The organism is Photobacterium damselae subsp. damselae, from assembly GCF_038086725.1.
Classification (GTDB): domain Bacteria; phylum Pseudomonadota; class Gammaproteobacteria; order Enterobacterales; family Vibrionaceae; genus Photobacterium; species Photobacterium damselae.
The window spans coordinates 857,812-882,530 of record NZ_CP146970.1 but is presented as its reverse complement, the minus strand read 5'-3'; the positions used below and the strand labels follow the sequence as shown (position 1 = coordinate 882,530).

At 42.2% G+C, this 24,719-nt stretch carries 26 protein-coding genes; 12 read left to right on the top strand and 14 right to left on the bottom strand.

Going from position 1 to position 24,719, the window contains the following annotated elements; genetic code table 11:
- Window positions 1-20: 20 nt before the first annotated feature.
- The 6 genes from nqrE to bolA all read right to left on the bottom strand — a co-directional run bounded on the left by nqrE (window position 21) and on the right by bolA (window position 5,544).
- Entirely contained in the window at window positions 21-617 is a 597-nt protein-coding gene (nqrE, locus tag WAX86_RS03935; RefSeq protein WP_005300623.1) for an NADH:ubiquinone reductase (Na(+)-transporting) subunit E, read from the bottom strand.
- A gap of 7 nt (window positions 618-624) precedes the next feature.
- The gene (locus WAX86_RS03930) at window positions 625-1,257 is read right to left on the bottom strand and encodes an NADH:ubiquinone reductase (Na(+)-transporting) subunit D (protein WP_005300626.1); all 633 of its coding nucleotides are present in this window, start codon (window positions 1,255-1,257) and stop codon (window positions 625-627) included.
- Window positions 1,250-2,044 carry a Na(+)-translocating NADH-quinone reductase subunit C gene (locus WAX86_RS03925; RefSeq protein ID WP_036764282.1) on the bottom strand — a complete coding sequence of 265 codons (795 nt, stop codon included), beginning with the start codon at window positions 2,042-2,044 and terminating at the stop codon, window positions 1,250-1,252. Before WAX86_RS03925 ends, WAX86_RS03930 begins: the two co-directional genes overlap by 8 nt.
- Window positions 2,034-3,278 (bottom strand): NADH:ubiquinone reductase (Na(+)-transporting) subunit B, encoded by a 1,245-nt coding sequence (locus tag WAX86_RS03920; protein ID WP_005300633.1) that lies wholly within the window; start codon window positions 3,276-3,278, stop codon window positions 2,034-2,036. The genes WAX86_RS03925 and WAX86_RS03920 overlap by 11 nt, the downstream gene beginning before the upstream one ends.
- 3 nt (window positions 3,279-3,281) lie before the next feature.
- Window positions 3,282-4,622: a Na(+)-translocating NADH-quinone reductase subunit A gene (locus WAX86_RS03915; protein ID WP_069530975.1), complete on the bottom strand. Its 1,341-nt coding sequence runs from the start codon at window positions 4,620-4,622 to the stop codon at window positions 3,282-3,284.
- Window positions 4,623-5,232: 610 nt separating this feature from the next.
- Window positions 5,233-5,544, bottom strand: coding sequence for a transcriptional regulator BolA (bolA, locus tag WAX86_RS03910; protein WP_341489127.1), 312 nt, complete (start codon window positions 5,542-5,544; stop codon window positions 5,233-5,235).
- 113 nt (window positions 5,545-5,657) lie between these two features.
- On the opposite strand from bolA, the gene WAX86_RS03905 reads away from it, so the two are divergent.
- The 8 genes from WAX86_RS03905 (at window position 5,658) to WAX86_RS03870 (ending at window position 12,678) form a co-directional block, all read left to right on the top strand.
- Window positions 5,658-6,782, top strand: coding sequence for a methyltransferase (locus tag WAX86_RS03905; protein WP_065170095.1), 1,125 nt, complete (start codon window positions 5,658-5,660; stop codon window positions 6,780-6,782).
- A 27-nt stretch (window positions 6,783-6,809) separates the two neighbouring features.
- Window positions 6,810-7,394: a YajG family lipoprotein gene (locus WAX86_RS03900; protein ID WP_341489126.1), complete on the top strand. Its 585-nt coding sequence runs from the start codon at window positions 6,810-6,812 to the stop codon at window positions 7,392-7,394.
- On the top strand, window positions 7,394-7,945 hold the full coding sequence (locus tag WAX86_RS03895; protein WP_065170094.1) for a peptidylprolyl isomerase: 552 nt from the start codon (window positions 7,394-7,396) through the stop codon (window positions 7,943-7,945). Before WAX86_RS03900 ends, WAX86_RS03895 begins: the two co-directional genes overlap by 1 nt.
- A 43-nt stretch (window positions 7,946-7,988) precedes the next feature.
- Window positions 7,989-8,348 (top strand): hypothetical protein, encoded by a 360-nt coding sequence (locus WAX86_RS03890; protein ID WP_036764288.1) that lies wholly within the window; start codon window positions 7,989-7,991, stop codon window positions 8,346-8,348.
- Between the two features lie 124 nt (window positions 8,349-8,472).
- Entirely contained in the window at window positions 8,473-9,852 is a 1,380-nt protein-coding gene (locus tag WAX86_RS03885) for an AmpG family muropeptide MFS transporter (protein WP_238070383.1), read from the top strand.
- A 351-nt stretch (window positions 9,853-10,203) separates the two neighbouring features.
- Complete coding sequence (locus WAX86_RS03880) at window positions 10,204-11,007, top strand: outer membrane protein OmpK (RefSeq protein WP_005300650.1); 804 nt, start codon at window positions 10,204-10,206, stop codon at window positions 11,005-11,007.
- 161 nt (window positions 11,008-11,168) lie between these two features.
- On the top strand, window positions 11,169-12,068 hold the full coding sequence (panE, locus tag WAX86_RS03875; RefSeq protein WP_341489125.1) for a 2-dehydropantoate 2-reductase: 900 nt from the start codon (window positions 11,169-11,171) through the stop codon (window positions 12,066-12,068).
- Window positions 12,061-12,678 carry a DJ-1 family glyoxalase III gene (locus tag WAX86_RS03870; RefSeq protein WP_065170089.1) on the top strand — a complete coding sequence of 206 codons (618 nt, stop codon included), beginning with the start codon at window positions 12,061-12,063 and terminating at the stop codon, window positions 12,676-12,678. Before panE ends, WAX86_RS03870 begins: the two co-directional genes overlap by 8 nt.
- Before the next feature lie 156 nt (window positions 12,679-12,834).
- Here the strand turns inward: WAX86_RS03870 and thiI are convergent, their stop codons facing one another.
- The 3 genes from thiI to pomA form a co-directional block, all read right to left on the bottom strand.
- Window positions 12,835-14,283 (bottom strand): tRNA uracil 4-sulfurtransferase ThiI, encoded by a 1,449-nt coding sequence (thiI, locus tag WAX86_RS03865; RefSeq protein ID WP_069530969.1) that lies wholly within the window; start codon window positions 14,281-14,283, stop codon window positions 12,835-12,837.
- A gap of 173 nt (window positions 14,284-14,456) precedes the next feature.
- Entirely contained in the window at window positions 14,457-15,401 is a 945-nt protein-coding gene (locus WAX86_RS03860; RefSeq protein ID WP_264954439.1) for a flagellar motor protein MotB, read from the bottom strand.
- 9 nt (window positions 15,402-15,410) lie between these two features.
- Window positions 15,411-16,172 (bottom strand): flagellar motor protein PomA, encoded by a 762-nt coding sequence (pomA, locus tag WAX86_RS03855; protein WP_341489124.1) that lies wholly within the window; start codon window positions 16,170-16,172, stop codon window positions 15,411-15,413.
- Between the two features lie 239 nt (window positions 16,173-16,411).
- Here pomA and xseB point away from each other — a divergent pair, with 239 nt between their 5' ends.
- The 3 genes from xseB to dxs are packed head-to-tail and all read left to right on the top strand — an operon-like array spanning window position 16,412 to window position 19,436.
- On the top strand, window positions 16,412-16,654 hold the full coding sequence (gene xseB, locus WAX86_RS03850) for an exodeoxyribonuclease VII small subunit (protein ID WP_005300667.1): 243 nt from the start codon (window positions 16,412-16,414) through the stop codon (window positions 16,652-16,654).
- Window positions 16,647-17,546 (top strand): (2E,6E)-farnesyl diphosphate synthase, encoded by a 900-nt coding sequence (gene ispA / locus WAX86_RS03845; RefSeq protein WP_341489368.1) that lies wholly within the window; start codon window positions 16,647-16,649, stop codon window positions 17,544-17,546. Before xseB ends, ispA begins: the two co-directional genes overlap by 8 nt.
- Before the next feature lie 24 nt (window positions 17,547-17,570).
- Entirely contained in the window at window positions 17,571-19,436 is a 1,866-nt protein-coding gene (gene dxs, locus WAX86_RS03840; protein WP_036764291.1) for a 1-deoxy-D-xylulose-5-phosphate synthase, read from the top strand.
- Window positions 19,437-19,549: 113 nt separating this feature from the next.
- Here dxs and WAX86_RS03835 read toward each other — a convergent pair whose 3' ends face one another.
- Entirely contained in the window at window positions 19,550-21,637 is a 2,088-nt protein-coding gene (locus WAX86_RS03835; RefSeq protein ID WP_341489123.1) for a hypothetical protein, read from the bottom strand.
- 143 nt (window positions 21,638-21,780) lie between these two features.
- Between WAX86_RS03835 and WAX86_RS03830 the strand changes: the two genes are divergently transcribed.
- A complete protein-coding gene (locus WAX86_RS03830; protein ID WP_138240897.1) occupies window positions 21,781-22,020 on the top strand; it encodes a hypothetical protein in 240 nt (79 codons plus the stop codon).
- 124 nt (window positions 22,021-22,144) lie between these two features.
- On the opposite strand, the gene pgpA is transcribed toward WAX86_RS03830, so the two are convergent.
- The 4 genes from pgpA to ribE form a co-directional block, all read right to left on the bottom strand.
- Window positions 22,145-22,630, bottom strand: a complete 486-nt coding sequence (pgpA, locus tag WAX86_RS03825; protein WP_065170083.1) for a phosphatidylglycerophosphatase A — start codon at window positions 22,628-22,630, stop codon at window positions 22,145-22,147.
- Window positions 22,631-22,666: 36 nt separating this feature from the next.
- The gene (gene thiL, locus WAX86_RS03820) at window positions 22,667-23,653 is read right to left on the bottom strand and encodes a thiamine-phosphate kinase (RefSeq protein ID WP_341489122.1); all 987 of its coding nucleotides are present in this window, start codon (window positions 23,651-23,653) and stop codon (window positions 22,667-22,669) included.
- 84 nt (window positions 23,654-23,737) lie between these two features.
- Window positions 23,738-24,208 carry a transcription antitermination factor NusB gene (nusB, locus tag WAX86_RS03815; RefSeq protein ID WP_065170081.1) on the bottom strand — a complete coding sequence of 157 codons (471 nt, stop codon included), beginning with the start codon at window positions 24,206-24,208 and terminating at the stop codon, window positions 23,738-23,740.
- Window positions 24,208-24,678, bottom strand: coding sequence for a 6,7-dimethyl-8-ribityllumazine synthase (ribE, locus tag WAX86_RS03810; RefSeq protein ID WP_005300681.1), 471 nt, complete (start codon window positions 24,676-24,678; stop codon window positions 24,208-24,210). The genes nusB and ribE overlap by 1 nt, the downstream gene beginning before the upstream one ends.
- Between the last annotated feature and the right edge of the window lie 41 nt (window positions 24,679-24,719).

The following is a 24,719-nucleotide window of genomic DNA, read 5'->3' as shown; positions in this document are numbered from 1 at the left end:
CTATTCCTTACTTATCCTGATTACAGCTGTACGCCAGAGAAAGACATAAAGCCTAACGCCATTAGACCTACAGTGATAAAGGTAATACCTAGACCACGAAGACCTGGAGGCACGTCTGAGTACTTCATCTTCTCACGGATACCCGCAAGAGCAACGATTGCCAACATCCAACCGATACCAGAACCTAAACCGTATACGATAGATTCTGTAAAGTTGTAGTCACGCTGAACCATGAAAGATACACCACCAAAGATCGCACAGTTAACTGTGATTAGCGGAAGGAAAATACCTAGCGCGTTGTATAGTGGTGGGAAGAAACGGTCAAGAACCATTTCTAGGATCTGAACTAGTGCAGCAATTACACCGATAAAGGTGATGAAGTTCAGGAAGCTTAGATCAACACCTTGAACTAATGCGCCATCTTTTAGCAAGTAAGTGTAAACAAGGTTGTTCACAGGTACAGCGATAGTCAGTACTACAGTTACTGCAATACCAAGACCAAAAGATGTTTTTACTTTCTTAGATACCGCCAGGAATGTACACATACCTAGGAAGAAAGAAAGTGCCATGTTCTCGATGAAGATCGAACGAACTAATAGACTAATATAGTGTTCCATGTTCCCCTTACTCCTTCGCTTCTACTTGTTCTGGACGGAAAGTACGGATAATCCAGATCATGAAACCGATTAGGAAGAAAGCAGACGGAGCCAACAGCATCATACCGTTTGGCTGGTACCAACCACCATCAGAAACAAGTGGTAGAACCTGAACACCGAATAGCTTACCTGAACCTAGTAGTTCACGGAAGAATGCTACTGTGATAAGTACAAAACCGTAACCAAGACCATTACCGATACCATCGATGAATGATGGTAGTGGTGCAGATTTCATTGCGTATGCTTCAGCACGACCCATTACAATACAGTTTGTAATGATCAAGCCTACGAATACAGATAGCTGCTTAGAGATATCGTACAGATATGCTTTTAGTACCTGGTCAACCACGATTACTAGAGATGCGATGATCGCCATCTGAGCAATGATACGCACACTGTTAGGAATCTGGTTACGAACTAGAGATACGAATAAGTTAGAAAATGCAGTTACCGCAGTTACTGCTAGCGTCATAACAACCGCTGTTTCTAGTTTCGTCGTTACCGCAAGCGCAGAACAAACACCAAGGATCTGTAATGCAATTGGGTTATTGGCGATAAAAGGTCCAAATAGGATCTTTTTCATTTCTTTAGTATCAGCCATTGTTCAATTCCCCGTTACGAACCTTAGCTAGGAACGGACCAAAGCCTTGAGAGCCTAGCCAGAAGTCGAAGGTATGCTGTACACCATTACTTGTTAGTGTTGCACCAGAAAGACCGTCAACATCGTGCTCGCTTCCTGGCTGAGCGCCACCTTTAACAATACGAATCGCAGGTTTGAAATTCATATCGTACAGTTTCTTACCAACGAACTGAGAACGCCATTTGAAGTTCTCAACCTCACCACCAAGTCCCGGAGTTTCCGCTTGGTCGTAGTAAGTGATGCCGTCAATAGTGTTACCGTCAGTTGCAACAGCAACAAACGCGTACATCATTGACCATAGACCATTACCGTGTACAGGAAGAATCACTTTAGTAATTTTACCTGCTGCATCTTTCACTAGGTAAACCTTAGCGATGTCTGCACGACGAATGATTTTAGCAAAGTCTTGTTCTGGAGAAAGCTTGATAGATTGCTTAGGATCTTTAGCAGCTGCACGTTGATTGTACTGATCTGCTGTTTGGCCTTCTTCAGATTTAGCTACGAACTCACCAGTTTTGATGTTAACAAGCTTAGGAACGATAAACTCGTTGTAAGTTTCTTTAACATTGGTGTTGTCTTTTAGCAGACCAGCAACAGATAGAATGTTACGTTGAACATCCAGAACTGCGTTGTCTTGCTGCTTAGAACGTAGTGATACCGCTGCTGTTGATACTACGATTGAACACACAAGGCTCAATGCGACAACAAAAATCAGCGTTCTAGAGAAGCTATCCTTATTACTTGCCATGACGAGCTAGTCTCCGTTTGATGTTGCGTTGAACAACTAGGTTGTCAAATAGCGGTGCGAACAGGTTAGCAAATAGAATTGCTAGCATCATACCTTCTGGGTATGCAGGGTTCACAACACGTACCATCACAGCCATTGCACCGATAAGTGCGCCGTACCACCATTTACCTTTATTAGTAAATGCTGCAGATACTGGGTCAGTTGCCATGAACATCATACCGAATGCAAAACCACCTAGAACTAGGTGCCAGTGCCAAGGCATGCTGAACATAGGGTTAGTATCAGAACCGATGATGTTGAACAGTGTCGCAGTTACGATCATACCGATCATTGTACCTGCGATGATGCGCCATGAAGCAATGCCCATAGCTACAATCATTGCGCCACCGATAAGAATGAACAGAGTCGATACTTCACCGATAGAACCTGGGATATGACCAACAAATGCGTCCATCCAAGAGATTGTGTGACCAGTTACTGTATTAACAACGCCAGCTTGACCACCTTGAGCCCATTGACTTAGCGGAGTCGCGCCAGAGAAACCATCTGCCGCAGTCCATACTAGATCACCAGAGATCTGAGCTGGGTATGCGAAGAATAGGAACGCACGACCTGCAAGAGCAGGGTTAAGGAAGTTACGACCTGTACCACCAAAGATCTCTTTCGCTACAACAACACCAAATGTGATACCTAGTGCTGCTTGCCATAGAGGAAGTGTAGGTGGAACGATCAATGCAAACAGGATAGAAGTTACAAAGAAACCTTCGTTAACTTCGTGCTTACGAACCATACAGAACAGCACTTCCCAGAAGCCACCAACAGCAAATACTACTGCGTAGATAGGTAGGAAGTATGTTGCACCAAGTAGCATTTTGCTACCCCAGCCAGCATCAACTGACATAGTGCCACCTAGCATCTGGGTAAACCAGTAATGCCAGTCGCCTGCAATAATCGCTGCTAGTTTATCACCAGCATACATGTGGTTTAGTGCAGTGATCGCTTGATCACCTACGTTGTACATACCCCAGAACATCGCCGGGAATACCGCAAACCAAACCATGATCATGATACGCTTCAGATCGATGCTATCACGAACGTGAGCACTTGAACGCGTCACTGTACCTGGAGTGTACATAAGAGTTGCGAATGCTTCATATAGAGCAAACCAACGCTCATGCTTACCACCTGGTTCAAAGTGGTGTTCAATGCTTTCTAGGAAATTCTTGAAACCCATGAATTACCCTTCCTTCTCGATTTTGTCCAAGCAGTTACGTAGCAGTGGACCAAACTCATACTTACCTGGGCAAACAAACGTACATAGTGCTAGATCTTCTTCGTCTAACTCTAGTGCGCCTAGTAATTGTGCACTATCACTGTCGCCAGCACATAGGTCACGAAGCAGTAACGTTGGCTCGATATCCAATGGCATTACTTTTTCGTAGTTACCGATTGGCACCATAGCACGCTCACTACCATTCGTAGTCGTTGTCATATTGAACAACTGACCTTTGAAGAATTGGCTTAAGAATGTGCGAGTTACAGAGAACTTATTTTTACCTGGAACAATCCAGCCTAAAAACTCTTTCTCATAACCTTCACGAAGAGCCGAAACCTGTAGGTGGTAACGACCTAAGAATGCATGTGGACCTTCTGCCTTCACACCATTTAGTACAGAGCCAGATAGAACACGCAATTCACCAGGCATTAGTTCAGAATCAGTTAGTTGCTCAATTGAAGCACCAATCTGAGTACGTACTAAACGTGGCTTGTTTACTGCAGGGCCTGCAATAGCAACAACGCGATCAGTAAATAGCTCACCAGTTAGGAAAAGCTTACCGAATGCAATCACGTCTTGATAATTGATATGCCAAGCAATGTTGTTTACGTCTGCACCAAATAGCGTGTGAATGTGAGTACCAGGTAGACCTGCTGGGTGTGGACCCGCAAAAACATGCTCTTCAACGTTAGCTTGAGTACAACGAGGAAGGCTTGCACCTGATTTACAAACATGAACTTTATCGCTAGTTAGACGAGATAGAACAGTCAAACCAGCAACAAACGCATCCGCTTGCTCTTGGATAATCATTTCAGGGTTAGCAGCTAGAGGATTAGTATCCATTGCAGTAACAAAGATAGCCTTTGTTTCTGAATCAATTGCTGGAACCTTGCTGAAAGGACGAGTACGAAGCGCAGTCCATAGACCAGACTCTACTAGTTGATCAACAATCGCAGAACGATCAAGTTGAGCTAGTTGATCCGCTTCATAACGGTTGAACGTGATTTGCTCATCGCCTTCTACTTCAATCACAACAGATTGAAGCACGCGCTTTGCACCACGATTGATTTCTGCAACCTTGCCAGCAGCTGGAGCTGTAAATTTCACGCCCGGATTCTTCTTATCTTCAAAAAGAACCTGACCTTTTTTTACAACATCCCCTACACGAGCGTGCATCGTCGGACGCATACCCACGTATTCTTCGCCAAGCAAGGCGACTTTGTTGATGGCATGGCCATCGCTAATCGCCTGGGTAGGAGCTCCTGAAATAGGAAGGTCCAGACCCTTTTTTATTGTAATCATACGCACTTGCACTACATTAACGGGAAAAAGAATTTTCTATTGCGCAATTAAGACACGACTTTCCTTGGTCCGAAGTTGACTACTTCATCGTCAACAACGCAACATCCTATTAACTTAACAATCACATTTAGAGTGTGTAAGTAATTTTTGAGCCCGCGATTCTAGCACTAAATGACAGGTTTTTTCTATGCCAATCGGTCTTAATCGAGTCGAAAACTAGCGAACATTTAAACACAAGGGAAATCTTTAGCCATAAATTTGACATAACGCACAAATGTGAAAATATTTCGTTTTAATAATTTCATTTCACTTAAATCAAGCTATTAACAAAAACAACCAAAGCAATAAACATTTACAACAAGTGAATAATAACCACATCGTATTAATTGTTTTTATTTTGTCTCTTATTGTTAATAACAATTCACAATTGCGACTTTGTCTATTTATGCTGAAATCTCAACTGTGCATTAATTAACCAATGATATATGTATTAGGTAGAAAAGAGAATGAAGCTTGCCAAGGAATCCAGATAAAAAAAGCCATGACCTGCACAGCTTTTAGAAAAAAATCACGATTTTGAATAAATCTAACGATAAATGCGTCGTCTTATCTACCCTAAGTGAAACCCGCCTCGGCAATTTGGTGACAGAGGAGCTTCTTGCTGCTGTAACCACTCATCAGGCGTATAAGTATGAATCGCCAATGCATGAATATGATTAGCCAGTTCATCAGCTAAAATACTATTTATTGCACGATGACGACCAAGCAGTCTTTGCTCTTCAAATAATGCACTGACAACAACAACCTTAAAATGGCTCTCGGAACCCTCAGGAACATGATGCATGTAACTCTCATTAATAACCTCTAAATGGGTGGGAGAAAATGCTTGCTGCAGTTTATTTTCAATCTGAGTTTTAATCATTTTACTTCTCTTTTTGCTGATAGTTTTTGTTATGGTGAGACTTTACTTTGCACAAGCTGCATGTTCTGCGAAAATACGCAGCAGATTGTTAACATACCTAAAAGCTATTGCGAATGAAACTTGAGCTCTCTTTGCACGATCGTACCTTATTATTGGGTCGCTATCCTGCTCGTAAAAACGAAACTCTGCAAGCATGGGATGCCGCAGATGAGTATCTAATAAATCATACTCAGGATCTAATTCTAGACCCCGAACGTCCGATACTAATACTCAATGACAGTTTCGGTGCACTTAGCTGTTGGTTTGCTGATAAAGCTCCAGTTATTAGTATGACGGACTCTTTTGTAGCTAAACAAGGCCATTTAGAGAATCTCGCAGCAAATACTCTGCCACCAGTAACCCTACTCTCTTGCTTAGATAAACTGCCTCACAACCCACAATTAGTTTTAGTAAAATTACCAAAAAGTACGCGTTTACTTCGTTGGCAATTACAGCAACTATGTCAGGCACTACCACAAGATTGCCAAGTGATTACGGCAGGTAAAGCGAAAGATATTCACACTTCAACACTGAAGATGTTTGAAAAATACCTCGGTGAAACAAAAACGTCTTTAGCGGTCAAAAAATCACGTCTTATTTTTACCCAAGTCAATAAAGCACTAATTCAAGCTTTGCCTGAACCTGTAACCTGGACAGTGCCGGAGCATCAATTGACCATCAGCAATCATGCCAATGTCTTTTCAGGTGAGAGCTTAGATATCGGAGGTCGATTCTTACTGGATCACATTCCACAAAATGAAAAGTATAAAGATATTATTGATTTAGGTTGTGGTAATGGCGTAATTGGTATTAAAGCAGCGCAATTAAATCCACAAGCAAAGGTCATTTGTGTTGATGAAAGTTTTATGGCCGGCGCCTCTTGCCGCGAAAACGCAGATCATAACCTGACCAATCCTGAGCAATTAACGGTTAAGGTCGGTAACTGCTTAGATGATTTTCCTTTTGATAGTGCAGATTTGGTACTTTGTAATCCTCCATTCCATCAGCAGAATGCGATTACTGACCACATCGCATGGCAGATGTTCTGTGACGGACATAAAGTTCTTCGATATAAGGGACAGATGATTGTTATTGGTAATCGTCAACTTCCTTACTACGATAAATTAAAGCGTGTCTTTGGCAAAGTTTCCGTGATTGCTCAAAATAAGAAATTTGTGATTTATCAAGCAGAAAAGTAATCCAATTTAACTGGAGTCCTCACCCTTATGAGTACAATAAAAATAAGCTTTCTTGCATTAGCAACCTTGCTGTTATCTGCGTGTGCGAGCCAACCTACTGCTCTGCCCACCATTCCATTAACGCCAACATTAACCCTGACTCATCAGTCATTGCATGTGTCAGAGCCAATGCAACTGCAAGTGAATGATCTTCGTCAATTGAAGTACATTGCTATTGTAGATTCTGGCCGTAAAAATGTTGATGCTTATCAAAGCCGTCAGCCATTAACGGAAGTATTCCATCGAGCTTTGAGTCAACAACTGCAATCGCAAGGGGTTAAACTGGTAAGCCAGAGCTCAAATAAAATGACCATAGCCATTCAAACGGCACAAGTGAACGTTGACCAAAGTTTGGTTAAATATCAAATGAACACCGCACTGCAACTTTCACTAACGGTCACAACTAGCCACGGCAAATTTGTAAAACAATACTCAGGTAAAGCGAGTAAAGAAGCGCCATTAGAAGCCAGCTTAGAAGATATGCAGCAGAGTATGGACAAACTGATCAGCTCTGTTTTACACGATATCGCCACGGACGCTGAACTAAATCAATATCTCAAGGAGAATTTATAATGAAACGTTTTTTCATTGCATTGTGTTTAATGATCGCACTGCCTGTTAGTGCGGCAACTAAAGTGCTTGTAACCACTAACTTAGGTAGCTTCACCATTGAATTAAATGAGCAAAAAGCGCCTATCTCAAGTGCTAACTTCCTCAAATATGTCAAAGACGGCAGTTATGTAGGTACTATTTTTCATCGCGTAATCCCAGGCTTTATGGCTCAAGGTGGCGGATTTGATGAAAATATGAAGCAAAGACCAAGCTATGCCGCCATTATTAATGAAGCAACAAACGGCTTAAAAAATGACACCGCAACTGTTGCTATGGCGCGTACTTCAAATCCAAATTCAGCGACTCGCCAATTTTATATCAACTATGCAAACAATGATTTCTTGAATGCATCGGCCAATAATCCGGGCTACGCTGTATTTGGTAAGGTTGTTGATGGTTTCTCTGTTGTGAAAAAAATGGCTGAGATCCCGACCACAACTATTCCAACTATGGGTATGAAAGATGTCCCGCAACAGCCTATAGTTATTAAAGCAATGAAAGTTATTCAATAAGTGAAATAGCACCACCTTAGTTATTTCACAAGAGGTGGTGCTTATGTTGAAACTCATTTCATCCAATCAATCAGCAGATACAGATATCGACCATTTTGTCTCAGATCATGCACCAGCCTTAGCACTAACCGCTTTAGGTGTTATTCAAGGTAAAATTGATTATCAAGCTTTAGAAAATATTTGTACTGAGCAATTACAAGATTGGTGGCAACTTAATGTGCTATCAAATGAACCCAATAGTGATTATGAATCGGCCTATTGGAATTTAATGTATACATTAGAAAGATCTGAAGACTACCAGTTGTTAGGACATAAATTTACCCAACATCAAGTCAAACACTACGCCCATTATCTATTAGGCTTAGAAGATTACGTCACTAAGCTTCCTGCCATCAGACCTTAATCGCTACACAGTTTGACAATGGATTAGCACAACTCTAAGAATCTTTTTTTATAATCTTTGTCTATGTACTTATAGTCAAACCACAACCAAATCTTTGCAGCACCATTTGCTGCACGGGGAATGTATGGATCAAATATCACAGATAAATAAAGACCAAGGTTGGCGTGTTTATCTCAATCCCAAAGCGTTAATTATGTTGGCATTGGGATTCTCATCGGGACTCCCTATCCTATTAGTTTTTGGGACCTTATCCTTTTGGCTGCGCGAAGCTGATGTCAGTCGAACGAGTATCGGTTTCTTTAGTTGGGTTGCTCTAGCTTACGGCTTTAAATGGATCTGGTCACCGCTTATAGACCGCTTCCCAGTACCATTATTTTGTCATTTGCTCGGTCGCCGCCGTGGCTGGATGCTATTTAGTCAACTACTTATTATGCTCTCACTTTGCGGTATGGCATTGAGTAATCCACAAACAGATTTGGCGCAATTGGCCATTTTTGCCGTCATTGTTGCCTTTGCTTCTGCCTCCCAAGATATCGTTATTGATGCCTACCGTATTGAATTGGCAACAGAGCGTCTTCAAGCGGCTCTTGCTGCTACCTATATGACTGGTTATCGTCTTGCTATGATTATGGCGGGAGCTGGTGCGCTTGCTTTTGCGGCTTGGTTTGGTAGCGATAGCGGTTACAACGCCCATGGCTGGCAAATCGCCTATTTCATCATGGCGGGTTTCATGTTGGTCGGGATCATTACAACTCTTTGTATTCACGAGCCGACTCTGGATACTCAAGCCATTGCAAAAATTGAAGATGAATGTTTTATCACGTTAAAACAACGCGGATATAGCCATAAAACGGCAAAATTAGGTGCTTGGTTCTACACCGCAGCTGTTATGCCGTTTAAAGATTTCTTCAGTCGTTATGGTACCAGTGCAATTACCATTTTATTGCTTATCAGCTGTTATCGAATATCGGATGTGGTTATGGGGGTGATGTCGAACGCTTTCTATGTAGATATGGGCTTTACTAAAACAGAAGTAGCCTCGGTATCAAAAGTGTTTGGGGTCATTATGACTTTAGTTGGCGCAGGGCTCGGGGGTATTTTAGTCAGTAAATTTGGCACACTCCGCATTCTTGCTTTAGGCGCCCTTTTATCAGCCATTACTAACCTACTGTTTATGGTCTTTACCTACATGGGTAACAACCTTGAAATGCTAACTTTGGTTATTTCAGCCGATAATTTAGGTGCAGGTATTGCAACAGCCGCTTTTGTTACTTTTATGTCGAGCTTAACCAATGTTGCCTTCTCTGCAACTCAGTATGCACTGTTTAGCTCAATCATGATGCTATTTCCGAAGTTTATAGCAGGCTTTTCTGGCATCTATGTCGACCATTTTGGCTACAATATTTTCTTCTTAACCACAGCTCTAATAGGTATTCCCGTCTTAGCATTGATCAAAGTGTTGTCTAATAAAAACTATCACCAACCCATGACTCATTCAGATTAAGAATAACCCAGTCTTATTGGTTGATAATCGAAGAGGAGGAAATCTGTTGAACAGAAATAACCCTCCTCTTTTTTTATGACTTTTATTGCTAAAAAAACGTATTTTTCCTCTCACGCGACTAACAATTTCTAATTAAGTTCAGAAAAATCGTTCACAAAGTACAAAAAATAACACTTTAGATCACATTTAATGACCAAATGAAATCGATTACATTAGATCAACTTCACATTTTGCAAAGGTTTGCGCAAACGTTACATTCCCAAGAGTGACATAAAGCACTAGAATTCACTCCACAAATCGGGAGGCCAGCGATAGACCCGATAATTCGACACAATTAGCGAGAACACAACCATGCGTAAATCACTAGTAGCACTGAGCGTTTTAGCAGCAACAGCCCTACCATCTGTAGTTAATGCAGCAGACTATTCTGACGATATCCACAAGAATGACTACAAGTGGATGAACTTCAACCTGATGTATGCTCTTGGCGAACTTCCTCGTGCGAAAGATGCACATTCTGGTCACGATTACTTAGAAATGGAATTCGGCGGTCGCTCGGGTGTTATCGACCTTTACGGCTATGTTGATGTGTTCAACCTAACAAATTCTGACAGCCAAGATAAGTCAGGTTCAGACGACAAAATGTTCATGAAGTTTGCACCTCGCTTCTCTCTAGATGGCATGACAGGTAAAGACCTTTCTTTCGGTCCAGTTCAAGAACTTTATATCGCAACTTTGATGAACTGGGGTGGCAATAATGGTGGTGTTAATAACTACTTCATCGGTCTTGGTTCTGATGTAAATGTACCATGGTTAGGTAAAATTGGCCTAAACCTATACGGTCTATATGATGCAAATATCAAAGACTGGAACGGTTACCAGATCTCAACTAACTGGTTTAAACCTTTCTACACATTTGCTAACGGTACATTCCTATCTTACCAAGGCTACATCGATTACCAATTTGGTATGAAAGATAAGTACTCTTCAGCAAGTAACGGTGGCGCAATGTTTAACGGCCTTTACTGGCACTCTGAGCGTTTTGCTGTAGGTTACGGCCTAAAAGCTTACTACAATGTATACGGTATCAAAGATACTGATGCATTCGAATCTACAGGCGTTGCTCACTACTTCGATATTACTTACAAGTTCTAATTGTCGAAAGCAACATGCTACTAAGGCGCTCATTGAGCGCCTTTTGTTTATCTAGAAGTTCTGTTTTTCTCATGCAATCATATATTCCTAAACGACTTCAAGCTATGAAGTTATCTGGATATAGTTTCTATTTAATCGTGCATCAGAAAAGGATCGAAATAGTGAAAATCACCATTGTTGGCGCTGGAGCTATTGGCTCACTGTGGGGACATCAACTAAGCCAGCACCACTCAGTGCAAATGTGGACTCGAACCGATGAACCACACTACTCACTGGCCTTTAAGCCTCATGATGCATCCAAGTCATCACAACCTCTACAGCTTCCGGCTAATAACCAAGAATGGCTCCGTCAAAGCGATCTTGTTTTAGTGACGGTCAAAGCATTTCAAGTTATTGATGCACTACGCCCTATTTATCAAGATATCAAACCAACTAGCCTGGTTGTTATTATGCACAATGGCATGGGGACTCAGCACTCCATAACCCAACTGTTTCCCCATCACACCATCGCTTACGCCACCACAGCTCAAGCGGCTTTTAAGCAACATGATATTGTAACTCATACTGGTATTGGTCAAACATGGTTAGGGCTTTTGCAAGGCGAGCAACAACAAGTAGCCGATTGGGCACAGCAATTTCATCACGTTTTGCCACCTTGCCATTATCATCCAAATATTCTTGAACCTTTATGGCTAAAGCTTGCCATCAATTGTGCTATTAACCCTCTAACTGCGATTTATCAATGTACTAATGGTCAATTAGACTCAGCTGAACATCAGCAACAAATCACAGCAATTTGCCATGAGGTTGCACAGGTGATGAGTCAAGAGGTCGAGCCCATCACAACAGAAGAGCTGCTAACTCGAGTTAATCAGGTGATTTTAGCAACACAAGCGAATTACTCATCCATGAACCGAGATGTTTTTCACCACCGAACCACTGAAATCGACTATATTACGGGATATCTCATAGAAACAGCACGCCGTCATCACATTGCCTCTCCTTATAATGAGAAGCTTTGGCAGCAGATAAAACAATTGGAGCACCACTATCATGACTAACTCAACGCCTCATGTTGTCGTTCTTATCGCACCGGGAACAGAAGAGATGGAAGCGGTAAATAGCATCAATATTTTGCGTCGCGCAGGATTTACTGTGACTACCGCAAGTGCAGCGGGTGATGGCGCTTTGATCGTAGAAGGATCTCGTGGCATAAAATTAGTTGCTGATGTGCCATTAATTGATATTGCAGATCAACCCTTTGATTGTGTGGTTTTACCCGGCGGATTAGGGGGCTCTGAATGCTTCCGAGATAGTGATTTAGTAACGGCATTCGTAGAGCAGCACCATTATGATGGTAAACTTATTGCGGCTATTTGTGCAGCTCCCGCTCTTGTACTGGTTCACCATAATATGATGCCAAAGGCGATAATGACCTGCCATCCAGCTTTTCATGATGCAATTCCTGCCGCACAACTGCGTACTAAACGTGTGGTTTACGACAAAAATCATAATCTACTGACTAGCCAAGGTCCGGGGACTTCACAAGAGTTTGCGTTAGAAATTATTGTCCAACTGGCAGGAAAGGCAAAAGCTGCAGAGGTTGCAGGCCCTATGGTTGTGTGGCCAAACATGCACTACGATGTTTTACCATCTGGCCATAACTCATAATAAGTTAACCATATAACCAAGTTAACGATACAACCAAGTTAACTGTACAAAATTGTATCTAGAGATAACGAAATAGCGAAAATGAAAAAGGCGAGAAACAATCACTGCTCTCGCCTTTTATTATTCTGCTAAATCTAGCTATCTGCCGGACTTATTTTACGGACGATATACTTTAACGTTATCAAAACCGTTTTCTTTTAAGTATAACGCTTGTAGTCGGCTCATCACGCCACGTGCACAGTACAGTAGGTAAGTCTTATCTTGTGGTAAATCGCCAAACTGAGTCGCCAACTTGTAGAATGGAAGATGTTTAACTTCAACACCATCGATTTCTAATGGGCTTTCATCTTCTTCATCAGGGCTACGAATATCAAGAACCACAGCACCGCCTGCGATTTCTGATACTAATTCAACTTCTGGAGCTTGCTCTTGGCTCTGTTTCTCGATGTCGCGAATATCCATTACACGCGCCTCTTTCACTACACGGTCAAGAATAGAGAAATCAAACTTCGCTTCTTCTGTTTCCAATTTCTCTTTTACCGCTTTAACCGTCGGCTTTTTCGAGATCACACCACAGAATTCAGGCATGGTTTTGGCAAAATCTTCCGTACCAATGTGACGAGCCATATTGATAATATCTTCTTTATCCCAGTTAATCAGAGGACGCAGAATCAATGTATCTGTAACACCATCGATATGACGTAGGTTAGTCAGAGTTTGACTCGATACCTGACCTAACGCCTCACCAGTAACTAGGGCTTGAATACCAAAATGCTCAGCGACCTGACCTGCTGCACGCATAAACATGCGCTTAAGCACCACACCCATTTGGCCGTCATCTACTTTTTCAAGGATCTCTGCAACAACAGGCTCAAAATCTACTGCGATAAATTTCACTTTGGCAGAGGAACCGTATTTGTTCCAAAGGAAATGAGAAACTTGTTTTACGCCGATTTCGTGCGCAGGACCACCTAGATTAAAGAAACAGTAGTGAACCTTTGAGCCACGCTTAATATGTAGGTAGCTAGAAACACCTGAGTCGAAACCGCCTGAAATAAGGCTTAGTACATCTTCTTGAGTACCTAGAGGGAAACCACCAAGGCCTTCATGACGCTCAAGCACTAAGTTTAGGTTCTCACGCTCAACTTCGATATTAACAGTTACATCTGGGTTTTTAAGCTTAACGCGTGCAGTTTCAATATTCTGATTTAAACCGCCACCAACGTAACGCTCTAACTCAATAGAGGTAAAGTCATGCTGACCAGTACGTTTAGCACGAACGCAGAATGTTTTACCTTCAAGGTTTGGCGCAACTAGAGCAAAAGTTTGCTCATAAATATCATGAAGATCTTTAAATTCCGTTTGCTGAACTTCAAGTACATGATGAATACCTGGTGTCTGGGTTAGCGTTGCAACAATAGCTTCGCGCTTTGCCGTATCAGGTTCAGTCACTTCTAGGTGAAAACGACGGTTGTAAATCGATACAGTGTCAGATTGACGTTTTAGAATAATACGAAGATTAGATTCTAAAATTTTAATAAAGCGCTTACGTACTGAATCGCTTTTAACAAAGATCTCTGGATGGGGCTTAACAATAAATTTCATAACACGCTTCGCTTCACTGAGCTTAAAGTACTAAACGGAATCAAAACCGTGGATTATACAGCATGGTTCAGCTCATAGAAACCGCATTAACCCGATAACCGTTTGTTTCATAATTAACACGGTTGATACCATCTCAATTTACTATAGATGATATTTTTCGTTGCCGTGAATATCTATTGAGTGTGCTCAGCTGTCATGGGTGGAACCGAGTCAACACTAATGGGATCGGAATAATAAGGCTTACCTTGCATAATAGAAATCTCAACTCGACGATTACGCTTGCGCCCTTCAGCCGTATCATTGCTGGCAATAGGTGCAGTATCAGCCAATCCCACCACTCGCATCCGATGCTGATCAAAACCAGTGACTTTTGCCATTTCTTGCGCAACTGACACCGCACGCTGGGCCGAAATATCCCAATTAGAACGATATAACTCGGATTCAACAGGGCGATCATCCGTATGACCACTAATTCGAACAATACCAGGTACATCTTTTACCAAACTGGCAACTTGGCGTACAAGCGGACGAAACTTAGGTTGAAGAAACGCCGAACCTTCAGGAAATGCGCCTTGCTCTTTGATTCGAATAACCAATTGTTGGCCAAAGTTTTCGATCTCAACATTACCCTCTTCAATTTCTCGCTCTATCGCCTTATTGAGCACTTTTTCTAGTTGCTTAAGAGAGTCCGAGGCATTTTGGTCTTGATCTTGTTGCTGAGTTTTATTTTTCTTATCAGCTTGCCCACCAGTGAGAGTGCCAGCAGAGCGTTCGGTACCACCAGCTTTATCGGACTCACCTTCATGAAAGTCCAATGTTCTTTGGGTCATATCAATGGTCTGCTGCATAATTACTTCAATTGGCGTAGGCTCAGGTCGACCTGGTCTAAACTCTTGCGCGATCACACTAGTACCCTTAGGAATATCCTTAATATCCAATAGATTTTGTACACCAAAGGCGTTTTTCATTGAGCCGGCAATCTGTTTAAACTTCATTACATCCATTTCAGAAAACGAAAGAAGTAAGACAAAAAAGCACATTAACAAGGTCGCAAGATCGGCAAATGTAGCCATCCAAGCTGGCGCCCCACTCTGTTTTTTGCTGCTTTCAATTTCCATGAACTGACCTTATAGATCCATTGCCGTAACGCGTTTTTTCTCATGCAGGTAGTTTTTCAAATACCCATCAATCACTCGTGGGTTTTGACCATCCTGAATGGCTAAAACACCATCTAAAATCAATCGGCGGTTAAGCCTTTCTTGATCTTTACGAAGTGAGAGTTTATCAGCGATAGGGAGTGCAACCATGTTGGCAAGGATTGAACCATAGAGCGTGGTTAATAAGGCAACAGCCATAGCAGGACCAATCGATTTAGGATCATCCATATTCGACAGCATCGCAACTAAGCCGATTAAGGTACCAATCATCCCCATCGCAGGACCCACATCAGCAAATGATGTGAAAATACCAATCCCCTGCTCATGACGCTCATGAGTAAGCGAGATGTCTTTTTGTAATGTCGCTCGAACTACCTCGGCGTCGTGTCCATCAACTAATAAATCAATGCCCTTGCGCAAAAAAGGATTCTCAATCTCCATCTCTTCTAGCGCTAAAAAGCCGCCTTTACGAGCAGCATCGGCCATTTCTACAATGTTAGCGATTAGCTCTTCTGGATTATCCGTTTTGTACATGAAGGCTTTAGCGGCAATTTTTGCAGCTCCAAGAAACTGACCAATACTGTATTTCATGAGCACAACAAATGTTGTACCGCCAAACACAATAAGGACTGACGGCATATCAAAAAACATACCTAGACTGCCACCAAGCAGCATCGCCATTACAATAAAAGCAAATGCACCTAGCATGCCTATAAGGGTAGCTAAATCCACAAATCCACCTCAAAACCCTATCTGTGTACGCAATTTCATATCCATTGGGATAAAAAAACAGCAATTGCGCGTCAAAAATTTTATCTCTGTAGGAGTATCGGCACTTTTCTCATTTCATTTAGCTTTCTTGTGGCAAAATATGAAAATTCCTATATATGAAGCACAATACTGTGAGATAATTTGACGCTAATCAGTCTCTACGTTATTTTTCGTGCACTTAGAAAATAGTGAGCATCAATATGGCAGCTAAAAAACCAGAAAATATGGCCTTTGAAGAGGCGCTTGACGAACTAGACTTAATTGTAAATGAGTTAGAGTCAGGCAATATTGCTCTAGAAGACGCATTAAAAAAATTCGAACGAGGTATTGCCCTTGCTCGTAGCAGCCAACAGAAACTCACTCAAGCCGAACAACGTGTCGAAATCTTGCTACAAGCAGACGATGAAGCTCCTTTGACCGAATTTGATGTAAATGATGACTAATTCTTCTCTTCTGCAATTATTACAGCATTATCAAGAGCGAAATAATCAGCAACTAACCCATTGGTTAGATGCTCAACCTTTTGCTAACCAAACACTACTTAAAGCGATGAAATACGGTGCGCTTCTTGGTGGTAAACGAGTTCGTCCATTTTTGACTTATGTCACAGGTAATATGCTCGGAGTCAATGAGGAAAACCTTGATACTCCAGCCGCAGCTATTGAATGCATTCATGCCTATTCTCTCATTCATGATGATCTGCCTGCGATGGACGATGATGAGTTACGTCGAGGACAACCAACTTGCCATATTGCTTTTGATGAAGCGACCGCCGTTCTTGCTGGCGATGCTTTACAAACCTTGGCATTTGAAATTCTCGCTGAAGGTACATTAAGTATTGATGGCGAATCACAACGCATCAAGATGATAAAAGAGCTCGCACAAGCATCCGGGGCTGCCGGTATGTGTATGGGACAAGCCCTAGATCTTGATGGTGAAGGAAAACATCTGGGATTAACCCAGTTAGAACAGATACATAAGCATAAAACTGGAGCACTCATTCGCTGTGCTGTCCGTCTAGGGGCTCTTGCCGCAGGCGAAAAAGGTTTGGAGATATTACCTCAACTTAACACATATGCAGAGGCAATTGGGTTAGCATTCCAAGTTCAAGACGATATCCTAGATGTTATTAGTGACACTGAAACGCTAGGCAAACCACAAGGTTCAGATATTGCTCTTGATAAAAGCACTTATCCTGCTTTACTTGGTCTAGAGGGAGCGCAACAAAAAGCGCAGCAACTCTATCAAGAAGCCGTACAAGCACTTGAAGCCATTCCTTATGACACAACTCAGTTAGAAGTTTTTGCTCGTTATCTTATCGAACGTAAGAACTAAAATAAGTACAAGCGCCGAACAGTTATGACTTTAGACATCTCGAAATACCCCCATTTGGCCTTAGCAGATACGCCAGATGAACTACGACTATTACCCATCGACAGTCTTCCGCAAGTCTGTGACGAATTACGCACTTACTTACTGAAATCTGTTAGTCAAACCAGTGGACATTTTGCTTCTGGCTTAGGGGTGGTAGAACTTACTGTTGCTCTGCATTACGTCTACAACACCCCATTTGATCATCTAATTTGGGACGTAGGCCATCAAGCGTACCCACATAAAATTCTAACGGGTCGTCGCGAACGCATGAATACCATTCGCCAAAAAGGAGGGGTTCACCCGTTCCCATGGCGAGAAGAGAGCGAGTATGACGTCTTGTCTGTTGGTCACTCTTCAACCTCGATTAGCGCCGCTCTTGGTATGGCTATTGCCGCCGAAAAAGAAGGGCTTGGTCGTAAGGTAGTTAGCGTCATTGGTGATGGTGCAATTACTGCGGGTATGGCTTTCGAAGCAATGAACCACGCTGGCGATATTCATTCAGATATGCTTGTTATCTTGAATGATAATGAGATGTCGATTTCAGAAAATGTCGGAGCTCTAAATAATCACCTAGCCCGTTTACTGTCTGGTAATTTCTACACTTCTATTCGCGAAGGTGGCAAGAAAGTACTCGCAGGTGCGCCACCAATCAAAGAAATGGTTAAACGTGCCGAAGAACATATCAAAGGTATGGTAGCACCTGGGACTTTATTTGAAGAAATGGGCTTTAATTACATCGGCCCTATCGATGGTCACGATATTCATGAGCTAGTTAAAACCATTAAGAATATGAAAAATCTTAAAGGTCCTCAGTTCTTACATATTATGACCAAGAAAGGGAAAGGCTATGCACCAGCAGAGGCCGATCCGATTAATTATCATGCTGTACCTAAGTTTGATCTATCAGAAAAACCGCTACCGAAAGCAAAAAATGCAAAACCAACCTTTTCCAATATTTTTGGTGATTGGTTATGCGATATGGCAGCACAAGATGACAAGCTGATGGCCATCACTCCTGCCATGCGTGAAGGCTCTGGTATGGTTCGTTTTTCCAAAGAGTATCCAGAACAGTATTTTGATGTTGCTATCGCCGAGCAGCATGCCGTCACTCTAGCTACAGGTATGGCTATTGGTGGTTACCACCCGATCGTTGCCATCTATTCAACCTTCTTGCAGCGTGGTTATGATCAATTAATTCATGATGTTGCCATTATGGATCTTCCGGTCATGTTCGCGATTGATCGTGGTGGACTAGTCGGTGCCGACGGTCAGACTCACCAAGGTGCGTTCGATCTAAGCTTTATGCGCTGCATTCCTAATATGGTCATCATGACACCAAGTGATGAAAATGAGTGTCGTCAAATGCTCTATACTGGTCATAAACATCAAGGACCATCTGCTGTTCGCTATCCACGTGGTAGTGGTATGGGCGTTGATGTTCAGCAAGAGATGACTGAACTTGAAATCGGTAAAGGTATTGTGCGCCGCCAAGGTGAAAAAGTCGCAATTTTAAACTTTGGTACTATGCTTGAGTATGCTTTAGAGGCCGCTGAAAACCTAAATGCGACTGTTGCTGATATGCGCTTTGTAAAACCATTAGATGAAGCGTTAATCCTCGAACTTGCCGCGACTCATGACGTCCTTGTTACTGTTGAGGAAAATGCCATTGCCGGTGGTGCTGGTGCAGGCGTGATTGAATTTCTAATGCAGCAAAAGCAGATTAAGCCAGTACTCAATATCGGTTTGCCAGATCGATTTATTGAACAAGGTACTCAAGCCGAGCTGCATCAAATGCTGGAAATTGATGGTCCTGGTATTGAGAAACAGATCCGTGAATATCTAGCAAAATAATTACCACTGATATTTACCCTGTCATTAAGGCTTACTTCATTTGGGGTAAGCCTTTTTTTACCTCTACTTTCTTTTTTACTATCTCCTTGCAGAAACAAACGGCAACCTTCCATTTAAGGCTCTGTACCGTCATAACGTTTAAGCACAATCCCTTCATAACCTTTGATTGAAATTTGTTGGCTTGCTGGCGACAAGGTCCCATCAAAATTAATCCGTTGATATAGCTCTGGCAGTTCTATATTTATTGGTTCTACTTGGTAAAAACTAGACTGCTTAGCCTCTCGACTCGCGCGATATAAAACCAATCCTTTGCTATATTGACGCGCAATCACGCCTTCTTTGGGTATATCATCCCACCAGCCATCACGTTTCAACCAAAACCAATGTGAGGGATAAATTGAAATCGTACCTAGTTGAGTATCTTGACTGTTAGCTTTCGCTTTTTCTGAAACCCATTTCACTAACCGATAGCCATCTGGAGGCAACGTAGGCTCACCAATATCAACCGCTAACATATGTTGCGGATAATAAGCCCAATTTTTAGGGACACCCGATTGATACCACGTTGAACTAACTGGACTTTGTGGATTAAATTTCGTATTGCCACTGCCATAAACAAAGGTTTGATTCCAACTGTGGTAATAGGTCTGTTGTGGAACATTGAACAAATAATAGAGCGCAAGGCCTGTGGTGATATCTTGTTGCCAAGCCTGCCGTTGTGATGGGTGCTGTTGACTTAAACCCGTCTTAGTCGAACTCATAACTAAGCTGATATTTCCCTGAGCCACTAACGCAAAATGCTCCCAATAATGTTGCAATTGAGCTAACCCTATCGTCGGATATAGATAGTGCTCTCGTAACCAAACATTCACGACTTGCTTTAACTCTTGCGGCCAAGCTTGGTATTGCCATAGATTTAACTCAGAAATATTAGCCGCTAAATACTGGGTTTTGGTTTGATGTTTTATCTCAGTGAAAAATTGCGCTAATTGCTGACCATATTTCTGCTCAGCATCCAGTTCTCCTGCAATGAGAGGAGCCATTTCGCGGATTAGACCGCCTTGAAATAGCGTAAACTGATTCTTGCCAAGCAGTTTTGCCATATCATCGTTATACGCCCCACTTAAACCTTGTCGCTGCCAATCAAACTGATACCAACTAGCATGGATCTGATTAAACTTAGCATCGGAAAAATTGGTTCGATACCAGCAGCTACCACTCCACATTTTGCCGGTGGGGATCAAACGTGCCTGATGAGGAAATCGAGCACTGGCTTTTTTATTTGCTCGCTGTTGCCACTCTTTGCTATCGATATAACCATCATTATCACGATCATTGGCTTGATCCCAACCAGGAAAAACCATCACAGTTTGCTCATCATAACTATCAAGTTCTAACCATGGTTCAGTTGCAATACGTTCAACTTGAGTTGGCTCAGACCACGTAAGTTGTAAGCTCCAAGGGCGAAAACCCGCTTGTAAGCTTTTATCACCCGTATTAAGAGAACGTCCCCGATAAATAGGTCGATTATTCAACAATGAAAAAGGTCGACTAAGCTGTGCCAACCATCCTTGATCAGTTTGTTGCCATTGTATGGTTATTTCTCGCCACTCTTTTATCGCACTGTCCTCATCTAAAATTGGAATACTAATGCGAGGCGGTTTAGATGCAGTAACTAAGAGTGAGGTTATCGGATAAGCAAAATGAGTGATCAGTTGATCATCGGCTTGTATTTGCAGCGGTAAACGAGCAGTTGCGTAATTTTGTTGATGAACATACAGAGAAAGAAGTGGTTCACCTTGTAACAGATAATGAAGCCCTGAACTTAAGTCAGGGAGAGCAACAATTGTGTCTTGCTGATAATGTAAAAAAGCGGTTTCTAGGGGAATGTCTTGTTGATAAGCCCGAGCGGCAATCCATCCTAGTTGTTCATCTGGGCGACAATCAAATTTATGGGCATACATATAACCAATAGCAACCGTATTTTTGTTAGCAGTCAAATCTTGTAAACTACCAAATACCATATCAGTTTGTGTCGCTTCCCATTTTCTCACGCTATCTATTGTCGTAAAGGGACTATGTTGACTATCGGGATGTTGCCAACTTCCGGTCAGTACCCAAGCTGTTAGCGTTGAGGGGGTTGGCTTTGCAACCACACAACTTGCAACAAGCAATCCTATCCCTAGTATGAGCTTTTTCATTACTGTCCTTAACTACTAACTCCTTTGTTAAGACTAGTATGAATAAAACTAAATTGAGCCCATACCCTCAATTTTTTATAGCGGAAAAACACTGAGTAAAAAAGTGCGATAGAGTACGTTCGTGTTTAATTCAGATGGCAATCATGATGAGCGATTCCCTATTAATTTTACTATTAGTGGGTTACTTTGGTATCCCAGCGATGTTCTTTTGTATCGTCACCCTTGAACAATTAGAAATAGGCCAAACTAATTTATACAAAGTACTCGCGGTTCTGTTTTTCCCAACATTCGCATTTTCTTATGTTCTTTGCCGTCTTTTAAGTGGTAACTCATCATTCAGTCAAAAACTTTCTGCTTGGTTACTAAAAAAAGCAGATAGTTAGCTCTAAGAGCACTTAAATACTCGGCTATATTTGGACATAAAAAGACCCCCAATAATTGGAGTCCAACTATTGGGGGTCACTTCAACTTCAAGGCTCTTTTTCATTTCTTGATTCTGGTGAAAGATTACAAACCTAACCAATAGCCAACAAACCATAGGCTGATCATTGCCATAAAACCAGCAACGATATCATCAATCATAATGCCAAAACCCCCACTTACATGCTTATCGAGCCAACTAATCGGCCACGGTTTTAACATGTCAAAAAAGCGAAAGAGAATAAATCCAGCTAAGATCCATTGCCAGCTAATGGTTGGAGCAATGGCCATCGTAATCCAAAAACCGACAAACTCATCCCAAACAATACTGCCGTGATCGTGCACTTTCATATCGTCAGAAGTTTTTTGGCAGATGGTGACACCAACAATCGCGGCAATCACAATAGCCAATAGATAAAGTAAAAAAGGTAACTGAGCTAAAACCCAGTAAAGGGGGATTGCAGCGAGCGTACCAACCGTACCTGGTACAATCGGAGCTAAACCACTACCAAATCCAGTCGCTAATAAGTGCCAAGGATTACTCAGCTTAATTAAATCTTTGGGATTGCTCACTGCTTTCTTCCTTTTATCTTTCTACTAAAACGTATATCAATTATTTTGATGGGCAAAATGATCCCACCCAGTTAGCTGCCAATCAAGTTCGACATCAGAATTTTTTAGTGTAACCCCTAGGGCTGGAACTAATTGTCCAATACAAGTTACTTTTACTCCTGCATGGGCCAGAGCTGTATCTAAAGCGCCACGATTATGTTCAGGAACAGTAAAACATAATTCATACTCTTCACCACTGGTCAGTGCAAGCTTTTGTGCTTGCTCTACATTGTGTCCAGCAAACTGCAGTAATTCAGGAGAGAGGGGCAGTTTTGTCACATCAATTTCAGCGCCAACTTGTGATTGCTTTAAAATATGTCCTAAATCGGCAATGAGTCCATCAGAGATATCTAACGCCGCCGATGCAATGCCTCGTAGCGCTTGGCCTGCTAAAACTCTTGGTTGTGATATATAGTGACGCTGAACTAATGTTTCAGCAAGAGAAGAAGATAAACCGTTTTCTTGCCCTAAAATAACGGCTAAGCCTGCCGCACTGTCTCCTAAGTTACCCGTGACATAAATCCAGTCGCCAGCTTTCGCTCCTCGGCGAGTAAGTGCTTGACCATGAGGAATAAAACCCTGCACCGTTAACGTTAAACTTAGCGGCCCTTTGGTGGTATCTCCACCAATCAACTCAATATTGTAATATTCAGCTAAAGCAAAAAAGCCGCAACAAAACTCACTTAACCAAGTTTCATCAGGCTCTGGCATTGTTAAAGCCAGAGAGACCCACGCCGGAGTCGCCCCCATTGCAGCTAAATCACTAATGTTGGACGCGAGAGCTTTGTGAGCCACAAGAGCGGGATCGGCATCAGCTAAAAAATGTGTTCCCGCAACAAGGCTATCGGTACTAACCGCCAAATGGCAACCAGCAGGTACTTCTAATAAAGCACAATCATCGCCGATAGAAAGGGTAACATCTTTACGATTTACCGCCTGATTTTCAAAGTAGCGTGTTATCAATTCAAATTCATTACGAGCCATTATTCTGGTCCTTGTCTCTCAAACAGCTAGAAAAAAGGCCAGCAAAGCTGGCCTTTTTATTATTCGAATCTGTACGCAGATAAATTACTTATCTTTACGAAGTGATGGTGCTGCTTTATCTAGAACACCATTAACGAATTTGTGGCTATCTTCAGCACCGAATAGCTTAGCTAGTTCGATTGCTTCGTTGATAACAACTTTGAATGGTACGTCTTCACGTTTAACCATTTCGTACATTGCTAGACGAAGAAGCGCAAGTTCCATCTGGTCTAGATCCTGAAGCGGACGAGACAAGTATGGACGCATTTTGCTATCTAGGTCCTGATGGTTTAGTACTACACCAGTGAATAGATCACGGAAGTAGTTAACATCAGTATGAGGCGCTGCAAGAACAGGCGCTTCTGCTTGGTGTTCTTCTTCTTCGAACTTATCGCCAGAAAGGAAATGTTGTTCGATATCAGCAATATCACCTTGAGTAATTTGCCAAGAATAAATTGCTTGTACAGCAAACTGACGTGCATTACGACGCGCGGCTGGTTTCACACTAACCCCCATTAGGATTCAATTTGGGACAGGACATTCACCATTTCGAGCGCGCTTAGTGCAGCCTCTGCCCCTTTATTACCAGCCTTGGTACCGGCACGCTCAATGGCTTGTTCGATAGAGTCTACAGTCAACACACCAAAAGCAACAGGTGTATTGTACTCAAGAGCTACTTGAGCTAGACCTTTGTTACACTCACCGGCAACATAATCAAAATGAGGTGTACCACCACGGATTACAGAACCTAGAGCAACGATAGCGTCATAACGATCACTTTTCGCTACTTGTTGTGCAACTAATGGTAGTTCATAAGCACCTGGGCAACGAACAACAGTGATATTGTCATCGCTAACCTGACCTTGACGTTTCAGCGCATCTAGTGCACCTGAAAGTAGGCTTTCGTTAATAAAGCTATTGAAGCGTGAAATTACGATAGCAACTTTTGCATTTGGTGCCGCGATGGCGCCTTCAATTACCTTCATGGGCCTTCCTGTGACTATGTGTTTTTTCCGGAATGAGAAAC